The sequence below is a fragment of the Streptomyces sp. NPDC000594 genome, assembly GCF_040299965.1.
Classification (GTDB): Bacteria; Actinomycetota; Actinomycetes; order Streptomycetales; family Streptomycetaceae; genus Streptomyces.
The window spans coordinates 486,282-507,555 of record NZ_JBEPCY010000003.1 but is presented as its reverse complement, the minus strand read 5'-3'; the positions used below and the strand labels follow the sequence as shown (position 1 = coordinate 507,555).

General features: G+C 71.6%; 14 protein-coding genes and 1 pseudogene. 11 read left to right on the top strand and 4 right to left on the bottom strand.

The window, feature by feature from the left end:
• Positions 1 to 8: 8 nt before the first annotated feature.
• The 4 genes and pseudogenes from ABT354_RS07180 (at position 9) to ABT354_RS07165 (ending at position 1,926) form a co-directional block, all read left to right on the top strand.
• Entirely contained in the window at positions 9 to 326 is a 318-nt protein-coding gene (locus ABT354_RS07180) for a cupin domain-containing protein (RefSeq protein WP_351490083.1), read from the top strand.
• Between the two features lie 249 nt (positions 327 to 575).
• The gene (locus ABT354_RS07175) at positions 576 to 794 is read left to right on the top strand and encodes a DUF5326 family protein (protein ID WP_351490081.1); all 219 of its coding nucleotides are present in this window, start codon (positions 576 to 578) and stop codon (positions 792 to 794) included.
• Positions 795 to 996: 202 nt separating this feature from the next.
• A pseudogene (locus ABT354_RS07170) lies at positions 997 to 1,230 on the top strand (helix-turn-helix domain-containing protein); the annotation flags it as partial.
• A gap of 255 nt (positions 1,231 to 1,485) precedes the next feature.
• Positions 1,486 to 1,926, top strand: coding sequence for an SsgA family sporulation/cell division regulator (locus ABT354_RS07165; RefSeq protein ID WP_351490078.1), 441 nt, complete (start codon positions 1,486 to 1,488; stop codon positions 1,924 to 1,926).
• A 34-nt stretch (positions 1,927 to 1,960) separates the two neighbouring features.
• Here ABT354_RS07165 and ABT354_RS07160 read toward each other — a convergent pair whose 3' ends face one another.
• The gene (locus ABT354_RS07160; RefSeq protein ID WP_351490076.1) at positions 1,961 to 3,496 is read right to left on the bottom strand and encodes a YibE/F family protein; all 1,536 of its coding nucleotides are present in this window, start codon (positions 3,494 to 3,496) and stop codon (positions 1,961 to 1,963) included.
• 493 nt (positions 3,497 to 3,989) lie between these two features.
• Here ABT354_RS07160 and thiC point away from each other — a divergent pair, with 493 nt between their 5' ends.
• Positions 3,990 to 5,768 carry a phosphomethylpyrimidine synthase ThiC gene (thiC, locus tag ABT354_RS07155; protein WP_351490073.1) on the top strand — a complete coding sequence of 593 codons (1,779 nt, stop codon included), beginning with the start codon at positions 3,990 to 3,992 and terminating at the stop codon, positions 5,766 to 5,768.
• Between the two features lie 165 nt (positions 5,769 to 5,933).
• Here thiC and ABT354_RS07150 read toward each other — a convergent pair whose 3' ends face one another.
• Positions 5,934 to 7,382 (bottom strand): metallophosphoesterase, encoded by a 1,449-nt coding sequence (locus ABT354_RS07150; protein ID WP_502983343.1) that lies wholly within the window; start codon positions 7,380 to 7,382, stop codon positions 5,934 to 5,936.
• Between the two features lie 173 nt (positions 7,383 to 7,555).
• Positions 7,556 to 8,668, bottom strand: a complete 1,113-nt coding sequence (locus ABT354_RS07145; protein WP_351490071.1) for a LacI family DNA-binding transcriptional regulator — start codon at positions 8,666 to 8,668, stop codon at positions 7,556 to 7,558.
• A 499-nt stretch (positions 8,669 to 9,167) separates the two neighbouring features.
• Between ABT354_RS07145 and hisC the strand changes: the two genes are divergently transcribed.
• The 6 genes from hisC to ABT354_RS07115 all read left to right on the top strand — a co-directional run bounded on the left by hisC (position 9,168) and on the right by ABT354_RS07115 (position 20,199).
• Positions 9,168 to 10,247 carry a histidinol-phosphate transaminase gene (gene hisC / locus ABT354_RS07140; RefSeq protein WP_351490068.1) on the top strand — a complete coding sequence of 360 codons (1,080 nt, stop codon included), beginning with the start codon at positions 9,168 to 9,170 and terminating at the stop codon, positions 10,245 to 10,247.
• 427 nt (positions 10,248 to 10,674) lie between these two features.
• Entirely contained in the window at positions 10,675 to 12,180 is a 1,506-nt protein-coding gene (locus ABT354_RS07135) for a cytochrome ubiquinol oxidase subunit I (protein WP_351490065.1), read from the top strand.
• 19 nt (positions 12,181 to 12,199) lie between these two features.
• Positions 12,200 to 13,201: a cytochrome d ubiquinol oxidase subunit II gene (cydB, locus tag ABT354_RS07130; RefSeq protein ID WP_351490062.1), complete on the top strand. Its 1,002-nt coding sequence runs from the start codon at positions 12,200 to 12,202 to the stop codon at positions 13,199 to 13,201.
• A 104-nt stretch (positions 13,202 to 13,305) separates the two neighbouring features.
• Entirely contained in the window at positions 13,306 to 16,953 is a 3,648-nt protein-coding gene (gene cydD / locus ABT354_RS07125; RefSeq protein WP_502983342.1) for a thiol reductant ABC exporter subunit CydD, read from the top strand.
• Positions 16,954 to 17,044: 91 nt separating this feature from the next.
• Positions 17,045 to 18,838 (top strand): GAF domain-containing sensor histidine kinase, encoded by a 1,794-nt coding sequence (locus tag ABT354_RS07120; protein ID WP_351490056.1) that lies wholly within the window; start codon positions 17,045 to 17,047, stop codon positions 18,836 to 18,838.
• A 119-nt stretch (positions 18,839 to 18,957) separates the two neighbouring features.
• On the top strand, positions 18,958 to 20,199 hold the full coding sequence (locus ABT354_RS07115) for a M23 family metallopeptidase (protein WP_351490053.1): 1,242 nt from the start codon (positions 18,958 to 18,960) through the stop codon (positions 20,197 to 20,199).
• 40 nt (positions 20,200 to 20,239) lie between these two features.
• Here ABT354_RS07115 and ABT354_RS07110 read toward each other — a convergent pair whose 3' ends face one another.
• Positions 20,240 to 21,115 (bottom strand): HAD family hydrolase, encoded by an 876-nt coding sequence (locus ABT354_RS07110; RefSeq protein ID WP_351490051.1) that lies wholly within the window; start codon positions 21,113 to 21,115, stop codon positions 20,240 to 20,242.
• Between the last annotated feature and the right edge of the window lie 159 nt (positions 21,116 to 21,274).

The window sequence follows — 21,274 nt, the reverse complement described above, 5'->3', positions numbered from 1 at the left end:
TAAAGCGGATGAAAGCGTTCCGACTGGACGAACTGGAAGCGGAGCGGGCCGCGAACGACGGTGCCTATCTGCGGTTCCTGCGGGAGCGGAATATGTCCGTCGGTCTCTACGCGCTCAACGCGGGCGAGCTGGACCCTCAGCTTCCGCACGATCAGGACGAGGTCTACCTCGTGGTGAGCGGACGGGCGTCCCTCACGGTCGGCATGGAGACCACGCAGGTGGGGCGGGGAAGTGTGGTCTATGTCCCCGCCGGGGTGCCGCACAAGTTCCACCACATCACCGAGGACCTGCGGGTGATGGTGGTCTTCTCGCCCCCCGAGGACTGACAACACGGCCCGGCCCGGGGCGCCGGACGTCCGGGGCATCCCTGAGAGGGGGCCGCCGGGCGGCCCGTTCTCCCTAGGGGGTCGCTCAGGGGAGTTCAAGGGGCCACGACCGGCCTGTTCGCCACCCCGCCCGCCTAGCATCGACAGTGGACGCAGGAGCTGGAGCGCCGGGGCCACAGGGGAGCGCCGGGGATCACAGAGCCGAGGGATCACAGGGCCGGGGCCGGCCGGGCGGAAGGGGCAGGGCACATGGCGGTTGGGAAGATCTTCGCGGGGATGCCGTGGTGGGTGACCTGGGTGGCCGTGCCCGCCCTCGCCCTCGCCGTCTTCGGCGGCATGATCGTGAGCGTGGTCGGCTTGATGATCCTGCTGCTCTTCAAGGTGCTGCTGTTCATCGGGCTCATAGCCGGACTGGTCTATTTCGTACGGAAGTTCACCTCCTCCTCGAAAACCAGGAAGGACTGGTAACCGCCGGAGTGCAGGTGTTAACCCGGCCGGGGGACGCCCCTTGACCGGGCCGGGCCGACCGGGACCGGGGCCGTTACAGTGACAGGCCGCCGCCGCGACCGCCGTCCCGTCCTCCGGGGCGTTCCGGGCGGTCGGCGACGGGTACGCGGGGGAGGCCCCCGCGGGCGGGCCGCTCGCCCGTCACCACGCCCGGGGGTGCCCTTTGGCCGCAGACGGAAGCGCCGCCGCCCCGACACTGATCGGGTCCGTACAGCGCGCCCTGAGGCTGCTGGAGGCCGCCGCCTCGCATCCGGACGGAGCCCCTGCCAAGCAGCTCGCGCGGGAGGCGGGGATCCCGCTGCCCACCGCGTACCACCTGCTGCGCACCCTGACCCATGAGGGATATCTGCGACGGGAGAACGGTGTCTTCGTCCTCGGTGGCGCCGTCGGGCGGCTCGGCGGATGAGGACGCGATCGAACTGACGCCGATCGAACGACCTCTGATCGAACGACCGCTGTCGAAACGGTCCGGCGCCAAGCAATGCCTACAGTCGGTCACGGAACGCCAGGAATTTTCTCTATCAGTATCTGAAAAATCACTCCTTGTAGTCCCCGGTTGGTTGCAGCACGATGGCGGGACGAGGTCGGGCGGATCGTTCCTGGCCCTTTTTCGACAGACTTTCAGCAGTCTTCATCCACCGCGGGGTACACGATGCGCGAGTCGGTCCAGGCCGAGGTCCTGATGAACTTCCTCGTCTCGGAGGAGCTGTCCTTCCGGATCCCGGTGGAGCTGCGCTACGAGAGGGATGATCCCTATGCGGTGCGTATGACCTTTCACTTGCCCGGCGATGCCCCGGTGACCTGGGCGTTCAGCCGCGATCTCCTGGCGGGGGGAGTGACCGGGCCCACCGGTGACGGCGATGTGCGCATCGCCCCCACCGGGAGGGGCCGACGGGCCGACCTCGGCATCCGGCTCCAAGTGGGCCGGGAGAGCGCCTGCTTCGTGGTGGGCGCGGTACCGGTGGTCACCTTCCTCGACCGCACCGACCGTCTGGTGCCGCTGGGACGGGAGCAGGAGTACGGGGACTGCGAGGGCGATCTCGACTCCGCGCTCAGCGGCATCCTCGCCGAGGCGGAGGAGAACGCGGGCTGAGCCGGGGCGGCCGGGAGCGCCCCGGGGACAGTCGCTACCGCTTGCGGCGGCGCCCCTTGCCGCCGAGTCCCGGCCGGAGCCCGCTCCGGGCCGGGGGCGGCTGCTGGCCGGGTACATCCCCCATCGGGGGACGGCCCGGCGGGAAGCCTCCGGTGGGCGAGGCCGCCCCGGCCCAGGCGCCGGTCCCGGCCGTGGCTCCGGGAGCGGTTCCGGCAGTGGCTCCCGGGACGGGGCCGCCGCCGGGGCCCGGAACGGCGGTGGGGGCCGGTGCGGGGGAGCCCGGTCCGCCGGCCGCCGGCCGGTCGGCGGAGACCACCAGAGCGGCCAGCGCGGTGGTCACCGGCACCGAGGCGACCAGCCCGATCGAGCCGATGAGGGTCCGGACGATCTCGGTCGCCACCACCTCGCTGCCCGCGACCGCGCCGACGCTGCTCTGGGCGATCGAGAAGAGGAGAAGCAGCGGGAGGGCGGCGCCCGCGTAGGCCAGGACAAGGGTGTTGACCACGGAGGCGATATGGTCCCGGCCGATCCGGATGCCCGCGCGGTACAGGGCCCGTGGGCCCATCCGGGGATCGGCCTGGTGCAGCTCCCAGACGGCCGAGGTCTGGGTCACCGTCACATCGTCGAGGACTCCGAGCGAGCCGATGATCACGCCCGCGAGGAGGAGCCCGCTCATATCGATATTGGGGTAGAGGCCATGGATCAGACCGGTGTTGTCATCGGTGTTCCCGGACAGCGCGGCCCAGCCGATGAAGACCGAGCCCAGCAGTCCGATCAGCAGCAGCGAGATCAGGGTGCCCAGGACCGCCACCGAGGTCCGCGCGGTCAGGCCATGGCAGAGATAGAGGGCGATCAGCATGATCGCGCTCGCCCCGACCACGGCCACGATCAGCGGGTTGGAGCCCTCCAGTATCGCGGGGAGGATGAAGAGTGTCAGTACGGCGAAGGAGGCGACCAGGGCGATCAGCGCCATCACTCCGCGCATCCGGCCCACCAGGACCACCGCCAGTGCGAAGATCCCGGCGAGCAGCGCCATGGGCAGGGTCCGCTTGACGTCGATGACGGCGTACTGGAGTTCGCGGGGGGCGTCCGGCGCATAGGCGACGATCACCTCCTGGTCCTGGGACAACTGCCGCGGTGCGTCGGGATGGACGATCTCGGTGAAGGTCCGGCCCTTGTTCTTCCCGGTGGTGACCTCGATCCGGGCCTTGCCGCAGAGGCCCTTCTGCTCGGCGACCTCCTTGCGGCCCAGGGGGGTGCTGGTGTCCCCGGTGGGCGGGACCTGTCCCGCGTTCGCCTTCTCGCAGTCGATCCGTTCGACCCCGGTCACCACCGCGCTCTCGGTCTGGCGGTCGAAGCCCACTCCGGTGCGTTCATGGTCGGGAGCCGAGCCCGGCCAGAGCACGGCCAGTCCCACGACGACCGCCGCGGCGAAGGGGATCAGCACGGCGGCGATCACCCGGCGGAGATGCCGGGAGACGGGCGCGGCGGGGCCATGGCTGTGGCTGTGCCCGTGTCCCCCATGTCCCCCGTGACCATGACCATGGCCGCCATGCTTCTGCTGCCCCATGTCCCCGGCCCCGGACCCATGCCCGGCTCTGACCTCGGGCCCGTGTCCGTGCCCGTGTCCATGTCCGTGTCGGGGGTCGGGGTGCGCATCGGGGCGTGGGGCGGCGGGAGTCGGCGCGGGGCCCGGCACCGGCGCGGGGGCATGACCGGCCCCGGGCACCGGACCATGCTCATAGCCGGGAGGCAGAGCCCCTGGAATCTGGGGCTCCGGTGGCCCCGGCGGCCAGGGGGGAGCGGGCTCCTGCTGGGGGTCGTGCGGCGAAGAGGTCACCGACCGATCATCGCAAGAACGCGAGGGGGCCTCTGTTCAGCGCGCCAGCGGGGACGCTAGCGTGGTGGCACCTTTGCACACGCGGGAGCTCGGAGCACCGGGCTGAGAGGGCGCTGACCTCCGTATCCGCCGAAACTGGCCCGAGCCAGGAACCGGCCGCGGACATCGCTGCGTCGACCGCCGAACCTGTTACCGGGTAATGCCGGCGTAGGGAGTAGGTCTCATGACCGTTCAGGATGCACGCACGCCTGCCGCCGATCGGCCGTCCGACGGTGCCGAGCGCACGCCGGGCTGGCACAAGGGGTATGTCGAGGGCTCCCGCCCCGACCTCCGGGTGCCGGTACGGCAGGTGCACCTCACCAATGGCCGGGATGTGACGCTGTACGACACATCCGGCCCGTACACCGACCCCGCGATCGAGACCGATGTACGGCGGGGCCTGCCGCCGCTGCGGGAGAACTGGATCATCTCCCGGGGCGACACGGAGGAGTACACCGGCCGCCCGGTGCGCCCCGAGGACGACGGCATCAAGCACACCTCGCCCCGCGGTGGGCTGCGCAACCTCGACGCCGTCTTCCCCGGCCGGCCCCGTCAGCCGCGCCGGGGCCGCTCCGGGCGGGCGGTGACCCAGCTGGCGTATGCCCGGCAGGGTGAGATCACTCCCGAGATGGAGTACGTCGCCGTACGGGAGAACGTCTCCCCCGAGGTGGTGCGGGAGGAGATCGCGGCCGGTCGCGCGGTGCTGCCCGCCAATGTCAACCACCCCGAGATCGAGCCGATGATCATCGGGAAGCGCTTCCTGGTGAAGGTCAACGCCAACATCGGCAACTCGGCGGTCACCTCCTCCATCGAGGAGGAGGTCGAGAAGATGACCTGGGCGACGCGCTGGGGCGCGGACACCGTCATGGACCTCTCCACCGGCCGCAATATCCACACCACCCGTGAGTGGGTGCTCCGCAACTCGCCCGTCCCGATCGGGACCGTGCCGCTCTATCAGGCGCTGGAGAAGGTCGACGGCCGGGCGGAGGAGCTGACCTGGGAGATCTACAAGGACACCGTCATCGAACAGGCCGAGCAGGGCGTGGACTACATGACCGTGCACGCCGGGGTCCGGCTGCCCTACGTCCCGCTCACTGCCCGTCGCAAGACCGGGATCGTCTCGCGTGGCGGGTCCATCATGGCGGCCTGGTGTCTGGCCCATCACCGGGAGTCGTTCCTCTACGAGAACTTCGAGGAGCTGTGCGAGATCCTCGCCGCCTACGACGTGACCTACTCGCTCGGGGACGGGCTGCGGCCCGGTTCGATCGCGGACGCCAATGACGAGGCGCAGTTCGCGGAGTTGCGGACGCTCGGTGAGCTGAACCGGATCGCCAAGGGCTTCCAGGTGCAGACGATGATCGAGGGGCCGGGACATGTCCCGATGCACAAGATCAAGGAGAACATCGACCTTCAGCAGGAGATCTGCGAGGAGGCGCCGTTCTATACCCTCGGCCCGCTGACCACGGATGTGGCGCCCGCCTACGACCACATCACCTCGGGCATCGGCGCGGCGATGATCGCCTGGTGGGGCACGGCGATGCTCTGCTACGTCACGCCCAAGGAGCATCTGGGGCTCCCCAACCGCGACGATGTGAAGACCGGCGTGATCACCTACAAGATCGCGGCGCATGCGGCCGATCTGGCGAAGGGGCATCCGGGGGCGCAGGAGTGGGACGACGCCCTCTCCGACGCGCGCTTCGAGTTCCGCTGGGAGGACCAGTTCAATCTGGCGCTCGACCCGGACACCGCGCGGGAGTTCCATGACGAGACGCTGCCGGCCGAGCCCGCGAAGACGGCGCACTTCTGCTCGATGTGCGGACCGAAGTTCTGCAGCATGAAGATCTCGCAGGACATCCGCAGGCAGCACGGCGGGACGGCGGAGGAGATCGAGCGGGGGATGGCGGAGAAGTCCGAGGAGTTCGCGGCGGCGGGGAACCGGGTGTATCTGCCGATCGCGGACTGACCGGCCGCCTGTCCGCCGCCTGCTCCGCCGGTGGTCCTGGCCTGGTGCCTCTGACCCCACGGCCCGGATCCGGCGGTCCCGACCCGATGGTCCTGAGCCAGTGGCCCTGATCCGACGGCCCTGACCTGGTGGCCCGGCCCATTGGGTCGGGCCACCGGTCGGGGGTCAGTGCGGGAGGGGCAGCTGCCGGACGAGAAGCTTTCCGGCCATGGTCACGCCACCGTCCATCGCGATGGCCAGACCGTCGGCGTAGACATGCGGACCCTCGACCACCGGGCGGTCGCCGTCCTCGCCGTCCTCGGTGCCGACCTCACCCGTCAGATACGGGATGGGGCTGTGACCGTGGACGACGCGCTCGCCCCCGTACGCGGAGAGGAGTTCCCGGACGGCCAGCGGCCCCGTCTCGTCGCGGAAGGCGAAGCGCTTGGTGAACTTGCGGAAGAGGTCCCAGCACTCGTCGGCGTCATTGCGGGTGAGGATCTCGTGGACGGTCTCGTTGACGTCCTCGATGGTGTCGCCGTACTCCAGATACGCCGTGGTGTCGGAGTGGAGCAGCAGATGCCGGTCCTCCTCCACGATGGCGTCCAGCCGGGACATCCACTGGAGGTGCACATCCTGGAGCCGGTCCATGTCGTACTTCTGGCCGCCGTTGAGCAGCCAGGCGGCCTGGAAGGTGGCCGTTCCGGCGCCGGAGTTGATCGGGGTGTCGCCGAACCGCTTGGCGCCGAGCAGCAGCAGTTCGTGGTTGCCCATGAGGGCCTTGCAGTAGCCCCCGGCGGCGGCGGCCTCGGCGGAGAGCCGCATCACCAGGTCGATGACGCCGATGCCGTCGGGACCGCGGTCGGTGAAGTCACCGAGGAACCAGAGACGGGCGTTGCCGGCGGCCCAGTGGCCATCGGCGTCGATCAGCCCCTGGACGGTGAGGGCGTCGATCAGCTCATCGAGATAGCCATGGACATCGCCGACGACGAAGAGCGGGCCGAGTCCGTCGGGGACGTCGGTGCCCTCGGGGGCGAGCCGGGTGTGGAGATCGCCGGCCAGGCCGCGGCCGATCACGGGCAGATCCCGCTCGGTGGGGGTGTAGCCCTCGGGCGGCTCATGGTCGGGCAGGGCGTTTCCCGGGTGCGCGGTGTGCGCGGCGGGAACGGCAGCCACGGCGGGCGCGGCGACGGCGCGCGGGTCGGCCAGGTGATCGCCCAGATGATCGGCCGGATGGACCGGGTGCGCGGGGTGCTGCTCGGGCTGGTGTGTCACCGGGTGATGGTGCTGAGGCCGGTCGTGCGGATGCGCTCCGGGATGCTCCGGCGCCTGCTGCGTCTGCTGCGGTGGAACCTGGTGCGGGTGCGGCGGGTGCGCGTGATGGGTCTGGGGTGCTTCGTGCGGATACGGGGGAGGAGCCACGGGCGGAATTCCCGCGTCCGGATACCCCGCCGCCGCCCCGGGAACCGGTGGGCTCGCCACCAGTGCGGGAGGAGCCTGGAGGTGCGTCTGTTCCTCGGGGGTCCGATCCTGGGCCGTCTCCGACTGCACGGGCACCTGAGCGTACGGCGGTACGCGGAAGTCGCGCCCTGTCGCCGTCCGCACCGCGGGTCCCTGACCGGCCCCCTGAGTCATCGACCCCTCCACCACCGTCGCGCCGCCGTTCACCTCTCGGCCCAGCCTGGTCGGGGTGGTCCGCGGTGTCGTGCGCCCATCATAGGAACGAGGTCCGCGCTCTGTGACGCACCAGGGGTGGTGAATCGGTCCGTACCCCTGATGCGTCGGCTGTTTCGTCCCGTTTGGGAGGTCTAGTCCGGTGCCGGTGATCGCGGAGCGCTCACCGTCGTCCGGGGCGACCGGCGCTGGGACGAGGTCCGGACGATCAGTTCTGTCGGTATCACCTGCTCGACCGGACGGTTCTCGTCGATCCCCTCGATCGCGTCGATGAGGAGCTGGACCACGGCCGTGCCGATCCGGCGCGGCTTGAGCGAGAGAGTGGTGATCGGCGGCTCGGTGGTCGCGTACACCGTCGATTCGCTGCAACAGACGAGCAGCAGATCGTCGGGGACGCGCAGTCCGTACCGCCGGGCGGCGGCCAGCAGATCGGTGCCGTTGGGGTCGAAGAGTCCGTACACGGCGTCGGGCCGGTCCGGACGGGCCAGCAGCCGATCGGCGGCCACGGCCCCCGCGCAGGGGTCGTGGGCGGGGTAGGACTCGTAGACCGGGTCCTGACCCACCCGCTCGCACCAGCGGAGATAGGCGGTTGTGGAGAGTCGGGTATAGGTGTCGGTGGTGGTGCCGGTGAGCAACCCGATCCTGCGGGCCCCGGCGTCGGCGAGATGGTCCAGCAGGCCCAGGACGGCGGCCTCGTGGTCGTTGTCGACCCAGGCGGTCACCGGCAGGGTGCCGGCCGGCCGCCCGTCCGAGACCACGGGAAGGCCCTGGCGCACCAGCTCGGTGACGACGGGGTCGTGGTCGGAGGGGTCGATGACGATGGTGCCGTCGAGGGCGACGTTGGACCAGACATCGTGGCGCGAGGTGGCCGGAAGGATCACCAGCGCATAGCCGCGGGCGAGCGCGGCCGATGTGGCGGCCCTGGCCATCTCGGCGAAGTAGGCGAATTCGGTGAAGGTGAAAGGTTCATCCCCGTACGTGGTCACGGTCAGGCCGATGAGCCCCGATTTCCCCGTACGGAGGGTGCGGGCCGCCGCGGACGGGCGGTAGCCCAGCCGGTCGGCGACCTCGCGGACATGCCGGCGTGTGGCGTCCGGGAGCCGGCCTTTCCCGTTGAGCGCGTCGGAGACAGTCGTGATGGAGACACCGGCTGCGGCGGCGACGTCTCGGATGCCCGCCCGACCTTGCCGGCTGCCCCGGCGGGATGTATCCGTCCGGCTCACCTGGTGCTTCCCTGCTGCTGTCATGGCGAGCCGATAGTAGGGCTCGCGTGGGGGGTTGGGCCGGTCGCATATTCACTCGTTGACAGGCACGTTTCTCCATGATCATAACCCACTAACTGCCTTGGAAAATAAAGGAGTTGACCCGTACATCTATAGTGAGTGGGGTGTTCGGCGGCTTGTAGGTACAGGCTGATGGATGTCTCGGAGAGGTCTCAACTCACCTCTACGGGGGATGCGCGCCACGGAGTGAGCCACCGGCGTGCGCCATGGTGACGAGCGCCCCTGTATTTCTGATCGGCCCCATACGCGGCGCGCGGGAATCCTTTTAAGGTGAGCAGTATTGGCGCGGGGAGCGGCATTCCGAATCCCGGATTCCGCGATGTCCCGGGCCGCGCGCCAGCCGTACGTCAGCCGGACGGAGCCGGACAGGCCGTTCGGAACCGGACGGCGGCGCTGTACGACCACGCGCTACGAAGCTCTACGAAAAGCTGGACAACAGGTCAACGGTCGAGGAGGACCCGCGGTGAGCGAGACGAGCCCCAAGCTCCGCGCCGAGCTGGACGGCATCCCCACCTACAAGCCCGGCAGGGCCGCGGCGGCGGGCGGTCCGGTCGCGTACAAGCTCTCGTCCAACGAGAACCCCTATCCCCCGCTGCCGGGGGTGATGGAGAGCGCGCTCGCCGCGGCCCACACCTTCAACCGCTACCCCGATATGGCGTGCAGCGGTCTGATGGAGGAGCTGGCGGACCGTTTCGGCGTGCCGGTGGACCATCTGGCCACGGGTACGGGATCGGTCGGCGTCGCCCAGCAGCTGGTACAGGCCACCTCCGGCCCGGGGGACGAGGTCCTGTACGCCTGGCGGTCCTTCGAGGCGTACCCGATCATCGCCCAGATCAGCGGGGCCCGGTCGGTCCAGGTCCCGCTGACGGCGACCGAGACCCACGATCTGGACGCGATGGCCGGCGCGATCACCGAGCGAACCCGGCTGATCTTCGTCTGCAACCCCAACAACCCCACCGGCACCGTGGTCCGCCGGGCCGAACTGGAGCGCTTCCTCGACCGGGTGCCCTCCGACGTCCTGGTGGTGCTGGACGAGGCGTACCGGGAGTTCATCCGCGACCCCGAGGTCCCGGACGGCATCGAGATCTACCGGGAGCGGCCCAATGTCGCCGTGCTCCGCACCTTCTCCAAGGCGTACGGGCTGGCGGGGCTGCGGATCGGCTTCGCCGTCGCCCACGCCCCGGTGGCGGCGGCGCTGCGCAAGACGGCGGTGCCCTTCGGGGTGAGCCAGCTGGCACAGGACGCGGCGGTGGCCTCGCTGCGCGCCGAGGACGAGCTGCTCGGCCGGGTCGGTTCGCTGGTCTGTGAGCGGGCCCGGGTGTACGAGGGGCTGGTCGCCCAGGGGTGGACGGTGCCGGAGACCCAGGCGAACTTCGTCTGGCTGCGGCTCGGCGCGCGGTCGGTGGAGTTCGCCGCCGCGTGCGAGGCGGCGGGGGTGACGGTGCGGCCGTTCCCGGGCGAGGGTGTGCGGATCACCATCGGCGAGGAGGAGGCCAATGACCTCCTGCTGCGTACGGCCGCCGCGTTCCACAAGGAGTTGTAGCCGGCAGCCGTAGCCGCCTGCCCGGCGAGAAGACGGCGCTGCCCCGGTCCGGATCATCGGACCGGGGCAGCGCCGCGTTCACCCCGGCCCCGGCCCCGGCCCCGGTTCCCGGCGGTACGGCTCACAGCCCCCCGGCCCCCGGCGGCACGGCTCCCGACTCGCTGCTCACCGCTCCGGCTCCCGGCGGTGCGGGACCCGGCACGGACCCGGCGCGGCGCGGCACCGACCGGCGGCACGAACGGGACATTGTCCCTGCCGGGACCGGCCCGGAAAGAGGCACCCCCCGGTCATACCGGTCGATCGGGGATGAGACATAATTGCTTGTGAATGTGAACGCGTTCACAAGCGTGTCCCTGTTCGTCCCGTGATCACTGGGATTAATCGGGCAAACTGCCGCTCGACCTCGTCGATGTAAGGAGATGACGACGTGGACTTGGCTCTGGCGCCGGAGACCTTGGCGCGATGGCAGTTCGGCATCACCACCGTCTACCACTTTCTCTTCGTCCCCCTGACGATCTCCCTCGCGGCCCTCACCGCGGGGCTCCAGACCGCATGGGTCCGAACGGGGAAGGAGAAGTACCTCAAGGCGACGAAGTTCTGGGGCAAGCTCTTCCTGATCAACATCGCCATGGGTGTCGTCACCGGCATCGTGCAGGAGTTCCAGTTCGGAATGAACTGGTCCGACTACTCCCGGTTCGTCGGGGACATCTTCGGGGCGCCCCTCGCCTTCGAGGCCCTGATCGCGTTCTTCTTCGAGTCGACCTTCATCGGCCTGTGGATCTTCGGCTGGGACAAGCTGCCGCAGCGGATCCATCTGGCCTGCATCTGGATGGTCTCCATCGGCACCATCCTCTCCGCGTACTTCATCCTGGCCGCCAACTCCTGGATGCAGCACCCCGTCGGCTACCGCATCAACGAGGAGCGCGGACGGGCGGAGCTGACCGACTTCTGGCGGGTCCTCACCCAGGACACCGCGGTCGCCCAGTTCTTCCACACCATCACCGCCGCCTTCCTGGTCGGTGGCGCGTTCATGGTCGGCATCGCCGCGTACCACCTGGCCCGCAAGAAGCACATCCCCGTGATGCGCAGCTCGCTCCGGCTCGGCCTGGTCACCGTGATCGTCTCCGGGCTGCTCACCGCCGTCAGCGGCGATGTGCTCGGCAAGGTCATGTTCCGGCAGCAGCCGATGAAGATGGCCGCCGCCGAGGCCCTCTGGGACGGCGAGGCACCCGCGCCGTTCTCGCTCTTCGCCTACGGCGACGTGGACAAGGGGCACAACACCGTCGCCCTGGAGATCCCCGGGATACTGTCCTTCCTCGCCAACGGCGACTTCGACTCGTATGTCCCCGGAATCAACGACGTCAACAAGGCCGAGCAGGAGAAGTACGGACCGGGCGACTACCGGCCCAACATCCCCGTCGCCTACTGGGGCTTCCGGTGGATGATCGGCTTCGGTATGGCGTCGCTGACCATCGGCATGATCGGTCTCTGGCTCACCCGCAAGCGGTTCCTGCTGCCCGCGACACTGCGCACCGGTGAGGACGAGGTGCCCCATCTGGTGCTCTTCCGCAAGCCGCTGGGCGCCCGCTTCAGCCGCTGGTACTGGATCGTCGCGCTCTGGACCATGACCTTCCCGCTGATCGCGACCTCCTGGGGCTGGATCTTCACCGAGATGGGCCGACAGCCCTGGGTGGTGTACGGGGTGCTGCGCACCGAGGACGCCGTCTCCCCCGGGGTCTCCCAGGGCGAGGTCCTCACCTCGATGATCATCTTCACCGGGCTCTACGCGATCCTCGCCGTGATCGAGTTCAAGCTGATGGTCAAGTACGCCAAGGCGGGGCCGCCCGAGCTGACCGAGGCCGACCTCAACCCGCCCACCAAGATCGGCGGCGACGACCGTGACGCCGACCGTCCGATGGCCTTCTCCTACTGAGGCCCCGAGGAGCTGAGGCATGGAACTCCACGACGTCTGGTTCGTCCTGATCGCGGTCCTGTGGACCGGCTACTTCTTCCTCGAAGGCTTTGACTTCGGGGTCGGCGTCCTGACCAAACTGCTCGCCCGGAACCGCAAGGAACGGCGGGTCCTGATCAACACCATCGGACCCGTCTGGGACGGCAACGAGGTCTGGCTGCTCTCCGCCGCCGGTGCCACCTTCGCCGCCTTCCCGGAGTGGTACGCCACCCTCTTCTCCGGCTTCTATCTGCCGCTGCTGCTGATCCTCATCTCCCTGATCGTGCGCGGGGTGTCCTTCGAGTACCGCCACAAGCGGCCCGAGGAGAGCTGGCAGCGGAACTGGGAGAACGCGATCTTCTGGACCTCGCTCCTCCCCGCGTTCCTCTGGGGTGTGGTCTTCGGCAACATCGTCCGCGGGGTGAAGATCGACGCGCAGAAGGAGTACGTGGGCAATGTCCTCGACCTGGTGAACGTCTACTCCATCCTCGGTGGACTGGTCACCCTCACCCTCTTCACCTTCCACGGCACGGTCTTCGTGGCGCTGAAGACCGTCGGTGACATCCGCACCCGGGCCCGCGCCCTGGCGCTCAAGCTGGGACTGGTCACCGCCGTCCTCGCCCTGGTCTTCCTGATCTGGACCCAGGCGATGCGGGGCGACGGCGCCAGCCTGGTCGCGATGGTCGTCGCGGTGGTCACCCTGGTGGCGGCGCTCGCCGCCAACCAGGCCGGACGGGAGGGCTGGGCGTTCGCCTTCTCCGGGGTCACGATCGTCGCCGCGGTGGCGATGCTCTTCCTGACCCTCTTCCCGAATGTCATGCCGTCCTCGCTCGACGACGCCTGGAGCCTCACGGTCACCAACGCGTCGTCCACCCCGTACACGCTCAAGATCATGACCTGGTGCGCGGGGATCGCGACCCCCGTGGTCCTGCTCTACCAGGGCTGGACGTACTGGGTCTTCCGCAAGCGGATCGGCACCCAGCACATCGCCGACGCCCACTAGGGAGCGCCCGCTCCCCCTCGTCCGACCCGGCCGGTGTCATCGCTTCGGCGGCGACACCGGCCACCACCACCGCCCAGCAGGGCCCATCGGCCCACCGGCAGGGGATGTTTCACGTGAAACCGATCGACCCGCGGCTGCTCCGCTACGCCCGTGCCACCCGTGGCTTCCTGCTCGCGGTGGTGCTCCTCGGACTGATCGGGGCGGCGCTGGTCGTCGCCCAGGCGATGCTGATCGCCGAGGCGGTGGTCGGGGCGTTCCAGCAGGGGCGCTCCACCGACGACCTCATGACCCCGCTCGCCCTGCTGGCCGCCGTGGCGGTGGGCCGGGCCCTGGTCTCCTGGCTGACCGAACTGGCCGCCCACCGGGCCAGCGCGGCGGTCAAGTCCGAACTGCGCGAGAAACTGCTGGCCCATACCGCCGACCTCGGCCCCGGCCATCTCAGCGGACAGCGCACCGGCTCCCTGGTCGCCCTCGCCACCCGGGGAATCGACGCCCTGGACGACTACTTCGCCCGCTATCTGCCCCAGCTGGGGCTCGCGGTGGTCGTCCCCGTGGCGGTCCTCGCCCGGATCGTCACCGAGGACTGGGTCTCCGCCGCGATCATCGTGGTCACCCTGCCGCTCATCCCCCTCTTCATGGTCCTCATCGGCTGGGCCACCCAGAACCGGATGGACCGTCAGTGGCAGCTGCTCTCCCGGCTCTCCGGCCACTTCCTGGATGTGGTCGCCGGACTCCCCACCCTCAAGATCTTCGGCCGGGCCAAGGCCCAGGCCGCGTCGATCCGCTCCATCACCTCGGAGTACCGGCGCGCCACCCTGCGCACCCTGCGGATCGCCTTCATCTCCTCCTTCGCGCTGGAACTCCTCGCCACGCTCTCCGTCGCCCTGGTCGCCGTCACCATCGGCATGCGGCTGGTCCACGGTGATCTCGACCTCTACACCGGGCTGGTCATCCTGATCCTGGCCCCCGAGGCCTATCTGCCGCTCCGCATGGTGGGGACGCAGTACCACGCGGCGGCCGAGGGACTGGCCGCCGCCGAGGAGATCTTCACCGTGCTGGAGACCCCGGCACCCGCCCGGGGCACCGCGCCCGTACCCGCCCGCGCCCGGCTGGAGCTGGACGGCGTCACCGTCCGCCACCCCGGACGCTCCGAACCCTCCCTGGACGCCGTCTCCCTCACCGTCGAACCCGGCGAGACCGTCGCCCTCGTCGGCCCCAGCGGCATCGGCAAGTCCACCCTGCTCGACACCGTCCTCGGCTTCACCGCACCGGACGAGGGCCGGATCCTGATCGGCGGCACCGACCTCGGACAGCTCGACCGCACCGCCTGGCACCAGGACATCGCCTGGGTCCCCCAGCGCCCCTATCTCTTCGCGGGCACCGTCGCCGACAACGTACGGCTCGCCCGCCCCGACGCCGACGACCGGGCCGTGGGGGCCGCCCTGCGGGACGCCGGAGCGGAGGAATTCGTCGCCGCGCTCCCCCGGGGCGCCGACACCGTCCTCGGCGAGGACGGCGCCGGACTCTCGGCCGGGCAGCGGCAGCGCCTCGCCCTCGCCCGCGCCTTCCTCGCCGACCGGCCGCTCCTCCTCCTCGACGAACCGACCGCCGCACTCGACGGGGAGACCGAGGCCGGCCTGGTCGAGACCGTACGACGGCTGACGGCGGGCCGCACCGTTCTGCTGGTGGTCCACCGGCCCGCGCTGCTCGCCGTCGCCGACCGCGTCGTCACCCTGACCCGTACCACCGCACCGGGTGAAGCCCTTCCCGTACCGAAGGACGCTCCGGCAGCCGCCGGGGCGGTACCCCACCACCGGGCCGGCTCCCGCGACGGCGACCTCCTGGACGAGGAGCTGTGGGCGGCCGTCCTCCCGCTGGGGTACCGCGACGACGACCATGACGACGACCGGGACCCCCAAGCAGCCGGGGAAGCCGAGGAAGCGGACCACCCCGAGGACACCGCGGGAGAGGGGCGCCCGGCACCGGCGCTCACCCGGGCCCGCGAGGCCGCCCGCGCCCAGCGCGGACGGTACGGCCTGGCCCTGCTCCTCGGCACCCTCGCCCTCGGCTCCGCCGTCGGCCTCATGGCCGTCTCCGGCTATCTCATCTCCCGCGCCTCCGAACAGCCCCCCGTCCTCTATCTGATGATGGCCGTCACCGCGACCCGCGCCTTCGGCATCGGCCGGGCCGTCTTCCGCTACGCCGAGCGGCTGGTCTCCCACGACGCGGTCCTGCGCACCCTCGCCGAACTCCGGGTCGCCGTCTACCGACGGCTGGAGCGGATCACCCCCGCCGGACTCCGCCGCAGCAGGCGCGGCGACCTCCTCTCCCGCCTGGTCACCGATGTCGACGCGCTCCAGGACTACTGGCTCCGCTGGCTGCTCCCCGTCGGCGCGGCCCTCGCGGTGGGCGCCGCCTCCATCGGCTTCACCACCTGGCTGCTCCCCGAGGCCGGCGCGCTGCTCGCCGCCGGACTGCTGCTCGCGGGCGTCGCCGTCCCGCTGCTCAGCGGGATGATCGCGCGCCGGGCCGAACTCCGGCTCGCCCCGGCCCGGGGCGAACTCGCCACCCGGCTGGTCGATCTGCTGCGCGGGATCGCCGAACTGACCGTCGCGGGCGCGATGCCCGACCGCCGGGCCGGCGCCCGCGAGGCCGACCGGGGACTGACCCGGATCGCCGCCCGGGGCGCCGCCGCCAGCGCGCTCGGCGCCGGGCTCACCACCCTGATCTGCGGAGTGACCGTCGTCCTCACCACCTTCGCCGGAGTCCGGGCGGTCGGCGACGGACGGCTCGACGGGGTGGCGCTCGCCGTGGTGGTCCTCACCCCGCTCGCCGCCTTCGAGGCCGTCACCGGGCTGCCGACGGCCGTGCGTTACCGGCAGCGGGTCAAGCGCAGTGCCGAGCGGGTGTACGAGGTGCTGGACGCCCCCGTCCCCGTACCGGAGCCCGAGACGCCGGTCGCCGCACCCGCCGCGCCCTTCCCCCTGGAGCTGCGGGGGATCGCCGCCCGCTATCCGGAGGCCGGGCGCGACGCCCTCGCCGGGATGGATCTGACCCTGACGGCCGGGGCCCGGATCGCCGTCGTCGGGGCGTCCGGTTCGGGGAAGACCACCCTGGCGCAGCTGCTGGTGGGCTTCCTGGCCGCGCGCGAGGGCACGTACACCCTCGACGGTGTACCCGCGGGCTCCCTCGACGGGGACGAGCTGCGGGCGCTGGTCGGGCTCTGCGCCCAGGACGCCCATATCTTCGACAGCTCCCTCCGGGAGAACCTGCGCATCGCCCGCCCCGGCGCCGACGAGGAGGAACTGCGGCGGGCGCTGGCACAGGCACGGCTCCTGGAGTGGGCCGATGGGCTGCCGGACGGGCTGGACACCCTGGTCGGCGAGCACGGCGCCCGGCTCTCGGGCGGGCAGCGGCAGCGGCTGGCCCTGGCCCGCGCGCTCCTCGCCGACTTCCCGGTGCTGGTCCTGGACGAGCCCGCCGAGCATCTGGATCTGGCCACCGCCGACGCGCTGACCGCCGATCTGCTGGCGGCGAGCGAGGGAAGGACGGCACGGGGCGGGGCGACCGTACTGATCACGCACCGGCTGCACGGGCTGGAGGCGGTGGACGAGATCGTGGTCCTGAAGGACGGCCGGGTGGTGCAGCGCGGTCGGTACGAGGAGCTGAGCGCGGTGGACGGGCCGCTGCGGCGGATGCGGGAGCGGGAGCGGTCGGCGGACCGGCTCGGCGCGGAGCTGGTGGCGGGCTGACCACCCCCGCCCCCCGGCCACGCCTCCGCGGCCCGGCGGGACAGGAGCCGCTGACTTTCCTCCCTAAAAGGGAATTACTAGGCTCAAGCTCATGATCGTGCCCGCACCGCAGGACGCACAGGAGCCCGGGGAGCCCGGGGAACCGGAGCCCTCCGACAACCCGGCCGGGGGTGACGCGGACCGGGACGACGCGGGCCGGGACCCGCTCGACACCGCGACCGCCGCCCCCCGAGGCCTCCAGGGACTCTCCTCCGAGCTGACCGCCCGGGTCCCCCAACTGCTGGAGGCCATGCGCTCCGTCGGCACCGGACTGGAGCTGCACTCCACCCTCGACCGGATCTGCGAGACCGCCGCCGAACTCGCCGACGCCCGCTACGCGGCCATCGGCGTCGTGGACGAGGAGGGCCGGGGACTCTCCGACTTCGTCACCCATGGCGTCGGCGCGGAGGTGGCCGACCGGATCGGCCACCGCCCGAGCGGCCGGCGCGGACTGCTCGGCGCGCTGATCCACGACCCGGCACCGCTGCTGCTCCGCGATCTCACCGAGGACCCCCGCTTCGCCGGATTCCCGCCGGGCCACCCCCCGATGCGGAGCTTCCTCGGCGTCCCCATCCGGGTCCAGGGCGAGATCTTCGGCAATCTCTATCTGGCCGAGAAGAACGGCGGGGAGGAGTTCAACGAGGACGACCTCCACATGGTGCGGGTACTCGCCACCGAGGCCGGGATCGCCATCGGCAACGCCCGTCTCTACGAAGCCGCCCGCCAGCGGGAACGGTGGATCGACGGCTCGGTCGCCGTCACCACCGCACTGCTCTCCGGCGGCGACGCCGAGGACGCCCTCACCGTCGTCGCCGAACAGGCCCGCCGGCTCGCCGACGCCGCCGCCGGGATCGTGATGCTCCCCGCCGCCGAGGGCGGACTGGAGATCGTCGCGGTCGCCGCCGACGGCCCGGCTCCCCCGCTGGGGCTGGTGATCGGCCCCGAGAGCCCCGTGGTCGCCACCCTGCTCGCCGGGGAACCGCTCTTCGTGACCGACACCGCCACCGACCCCCGGATCGGTGTCCCGCAGGCCGCCGCCTACGGCCCCGGCATGCTGCTGCCCCTGCACAGCGAGGGCCGGGTCCTGGGCGCGCTCGCCACCCCCCGGCCGCGCGGGGCACGGCAGTTCAGCGCCGCCGAACGGACCCTCGCCACCCAGTTCGCCGCCCAGGCGGCCCTCGCCCTGGTGATGGCGGAGGCCCAGCGCGACCGGGAACGGCTGGCGGTGTACGAGGACCGCGACCGCATCGCCCGCGATCTGCACGACCTGGTGATCCAGCGGCTGTTCGCCACCGGGATGATGCTGGAGGGCGCCCAGCGGAAGTCGGTGGTGCCCGCCCTCCAGGACGGGGTCGGCAAGGCCGTCGACGAACTCGATGTGACGATCCAGGAGATCCGTACGGCCATCTTCGCCCTGCAACAGGGCCCCGCCGAGGCCCCGTCCGGGCTGCGCACCCGGGTCCTGCGGGAGATCAATATGGCCGCCGTACCGCTGGGGTTCACCCCGGGTCACCGCTTCCTGGGACCGGTGGACTCCGCCGTCACCGAACTGACCGGGAAGAATCTGATCGCCGCCGTACGGGAGGCCCTCTCCAACGCCTTCCGCCATGCCCGCGCGTCCCGGATCGAGGTCGTCGTGGACGCCGGGGCACAGCTGCCGGACGGCACCGCCGGGGTCCGGCTCACCGTCGCCGACGACGGGGTCGGCATCCCCGCCGGGGGGCGCCGCAGCGGGCTGCGCAACCTCGCCCGCCGGGCCGAGTCCCTGGGCGGGTCCAGCCGCTGCGGGCCGGGGCTCGGCCCGGCGGGACGGGGGACCACGGTGCACTGGGAGGCGCCCCTGTAGAGGCGGCCGGGACGGGGCCGGGAGCCGGGGCCGCCGCCCGCTCCCGGATGCTCGGCCAAGTGGCGGTACGACACCCCGAGGTCCCCGGATTCCCCGCCCCGCCACGACACGATCAGGCCATGGGTCTCCGATATCGCGCCCGGCTCCCCCTGGCCGCCGGGGCGGCGCTCTGCGCGCTGCTGCTGACACCGGTCACCGGCCACGCGGGCACCGCCGCCGGACCGGACACGGGTACGGCGACCGCGTCCGTGACCATGCCGGCGCCCGCGCCCTCGGCGGTGACCGTGACCGTGTCGGCGCCCGCGTCCCGGAGCACGCCCGTACCCGTGCCTGCGCCCGTGGCTTCGGCCGAAGCCACGACCGGGGGCATGACCGGCCCGGGAACCGGGTCCGCCGGGGCGGCCGAGGTCACCCGGCTCCACGAGGAGGTCGACCGGGCCGTCGCCGCCCACGCGCGGGGCCGGTACGCCGCCCGGAGCCTGCGGCTGCGCGCGGACGGCCTCCAGCGGCGGCTCGAACGGCAGCGCCGCGAACTCCAGGGCCTCCAGGAGGCCATGGGCGCCTACGCGCGCGCCCAGTACCGGACCGGCGGACCGCTCGCCGTCACCGCCCGGCTGCTGAACGCCCGGGACCCGGACGATCTGCTGCGCGGCCGGAGATACGCCCACCAGGCGGAGACGGCCGCCCAGGGCCTGCTGGTACGGGCCCGGCTCGCCGAGCGCCGGTACACGGCGGCCGAACGCCGCGCCCGCGCCGCCTGGCGGGACCTGGAGGACCGCGGGGAGAGGCTGTCGGAGGTCCGCCGGGAGATCGAGGAGAAACTGGCGCGGGCCCGGGAGGTGCTGCTCAGGGCGGAAGGGACCGGCACGGGCAGCGGCTGTACGGGTACCACCCCGCCCGCCGGAACCGCGCCGGAACCACCGGAGCCACCGGAAGCACCGGAAGCACCGGCACCGGCGCGCTGGGTGGCCCCGGTGCGGGGATACCTGCTGTCGGCGGGGTACGGCCGCCGGGGCACCTACTGGGCCGGCCGGCACACCGGGCAGGACTTCGCGGTCCCCGTCGGCACCCCGGTGCACTCGGTGGGTACGGGCCGGGTGCTCACGGTCTCCTGCGGCGGCCCGTTCGGACTGGAGATCGTGGTCCGCCACCCGGACGGTTTCCGGACGCAGTACGCGCATCTGGCGTCCGCGACGGTGGCACCGGGCGCGGAGGTCCGTACCGGCCAGCGGATCGGCCTGGCGGGCACCACCGGCAACTCCACCGGCCCCCACCTCCACTTCGAGGCCCGCACCACCCCGGCCCCCGGTTCGGCGGTCGACCCGGTGGCCTGGCTGCGGGCCCGGGGCGTCCTGCTCTGACCGGGTTCTGTGTTCCCGGCGGGCATCCGGCGGGCACGGGTCAGCGGGCGCCCTCGGCCCGCTCGCGCAGGATGCGCTCGATGACGACCGCCACCCCGTCCTCGTTGTTGGCGACGGTACGCCCGGAGGCGGCGGCCACCACGTCGGGGTGGGCGTTGCCCATGGCGTACGAGGTGCCCGCCCAGGTCAGCATCTCCACATCGTTGGGCATGTCACCGAAGGCGACCACCTCGGCGGCGGAGATCCCGCGCTCGGCACAGCAGCGGGCGAGGGTGCTCGCCTTGCTCACCCCCGGGGCGCTGATCTCCACCAGGGCGGACGGGCTGGACCGGGTGAGCGAGGCCAGCCCACCGGCGGCGTCGCGGGCGAGGGAGAGAAAGGCGTCGGGGGCGAGCGAGGGATGGTGGGCGAGCAGCTTGACCACCTGCGCGCCGCTGCCCGGACCCGCCCCGGGCGGGCATTCGAGGAGCTTCTCGGCGACCGCGACGATCATTCCCGGGTCATGGGCGTGTATCCGGGGGTAGGCGGGCTCATGGTGGAAGCCCTCCGTCGTCTCCACCCCGAAGACCACCCCGGGGGTGGCCGCGCGCAGGGCCAGGACGACATCGAGGGCCGTCCGCCGCTCCAGCGGGTGGACGGTCACCAGCCGGCCCCCGTTCCGGAGATCCACCACGGCCGCCCCATTGGCGCAGATCGCCAGCCCATGGCCGTGGACATAGGCGCTGACGACATGCATCCAGCGGGCCGGGCGGCCGGTGACATAGAAGACCTCTATCCCGGCCTCCTCGGCGGCGGCCAGCGCCGCGACCGTGCGCTCCGAGACCGATGTGTCGTCGCGCAACAGGGTGCCGTCCAGATCGGTGGCGATCAGCCGGGGGACTGGGGCCACGGCCTGGGGGTCGGTAGCTGAGGTCACCGGTCCATTGTCCCGTACCCCTCGGACGGGACCACGGGCGGGAGCGGCCCGGCGGTCCACCCGGGCCGTGACCCGGGCACATGGCCACGGGGGTACGGCCCAGGGGGGCACGGGCGCGCGGTCCGGCGGGCGAGGGGCCGCTGTGCTCCGGGGGCCCGC

Bases quoted from the DNA above. Each gene is read 5' to 3' on its own strand.
- ABT354_RS07175 (WP_351490081.1), top strand. From the start codon at position 576: ATGGCGGTTGGGAAGATCTTCGCGGGGATGCCGTGGTGGGTGACCTGG.
- ABT354_RS07180 (WP_351490083.1), top strand. From the start codon at position 9: ATGAAAGCGTTCCGACTGGACGAACTGGAAGCGGAGCGGGCCGCGAAC.
- ABT354_RS07120 (WP_351490056.1), top strand. From the start codon at position 17,045: ATGATCGTGCCCGCACCGCAGGACGCACAGGAGCCCGGGGAGCCCGGG.
- cydD (WP_502983342.1), top strand. From the start codon at position 13,306: ATGTTTCACGTGAAACCGATCGACCCGCGGCTGCTCCGCTACGCCCGT.
- ABT354_RS07145 (WP_351490071.1), bottom strand. From the start codon at position 8,668: ATGACAGCAGCAGGGAAGCACCAGGTGAGCCGGACGGATACATCCCGC.
- cydB (WP_351490062.1), top strand. From the start codon at position 12,200: ATGGAACTCCACGACGTCTGGTTCGTCCTGATCGCGGTCCTGTGGACC.
- ABT354_RS07165 (WP_351490078.1), top strand. From the start codon at position 1,486: ATGCGCGAGTCGGTCCAGGCCGAGGTCCTGATGAACTTCCTCGTCTCG.
- ABT354_RS07150 (WP_502983343.1), bottom strand. From the start codon at position 7,382: ATGACTCAGGGGGCCGGTCAGGGACCCGCGGTGCGGACGGCGACAGGG.
- thiC (WP_351490073.1), top strand. From the start codon at position 3,990: ATGACCGTTCAGGATGCACGCACGCCTGCCGCCGATCGGCCGTCCGAC.
- ABT354_RS07160 (WP_351490076.1), bottom strand. From the start codon at position 3,496: ATGGGGCAGCAGAAGCATGGCGGCCATGGTCATGGTCACGGGGGACAT.
- ABT354_RS07115 (WP_351490053.1), top strand. From the start codon at position 18,958: ATGGGTCTCCGATATCGCGCCCGGCTCCCCCTGGCCGCCGGGGCGGCG.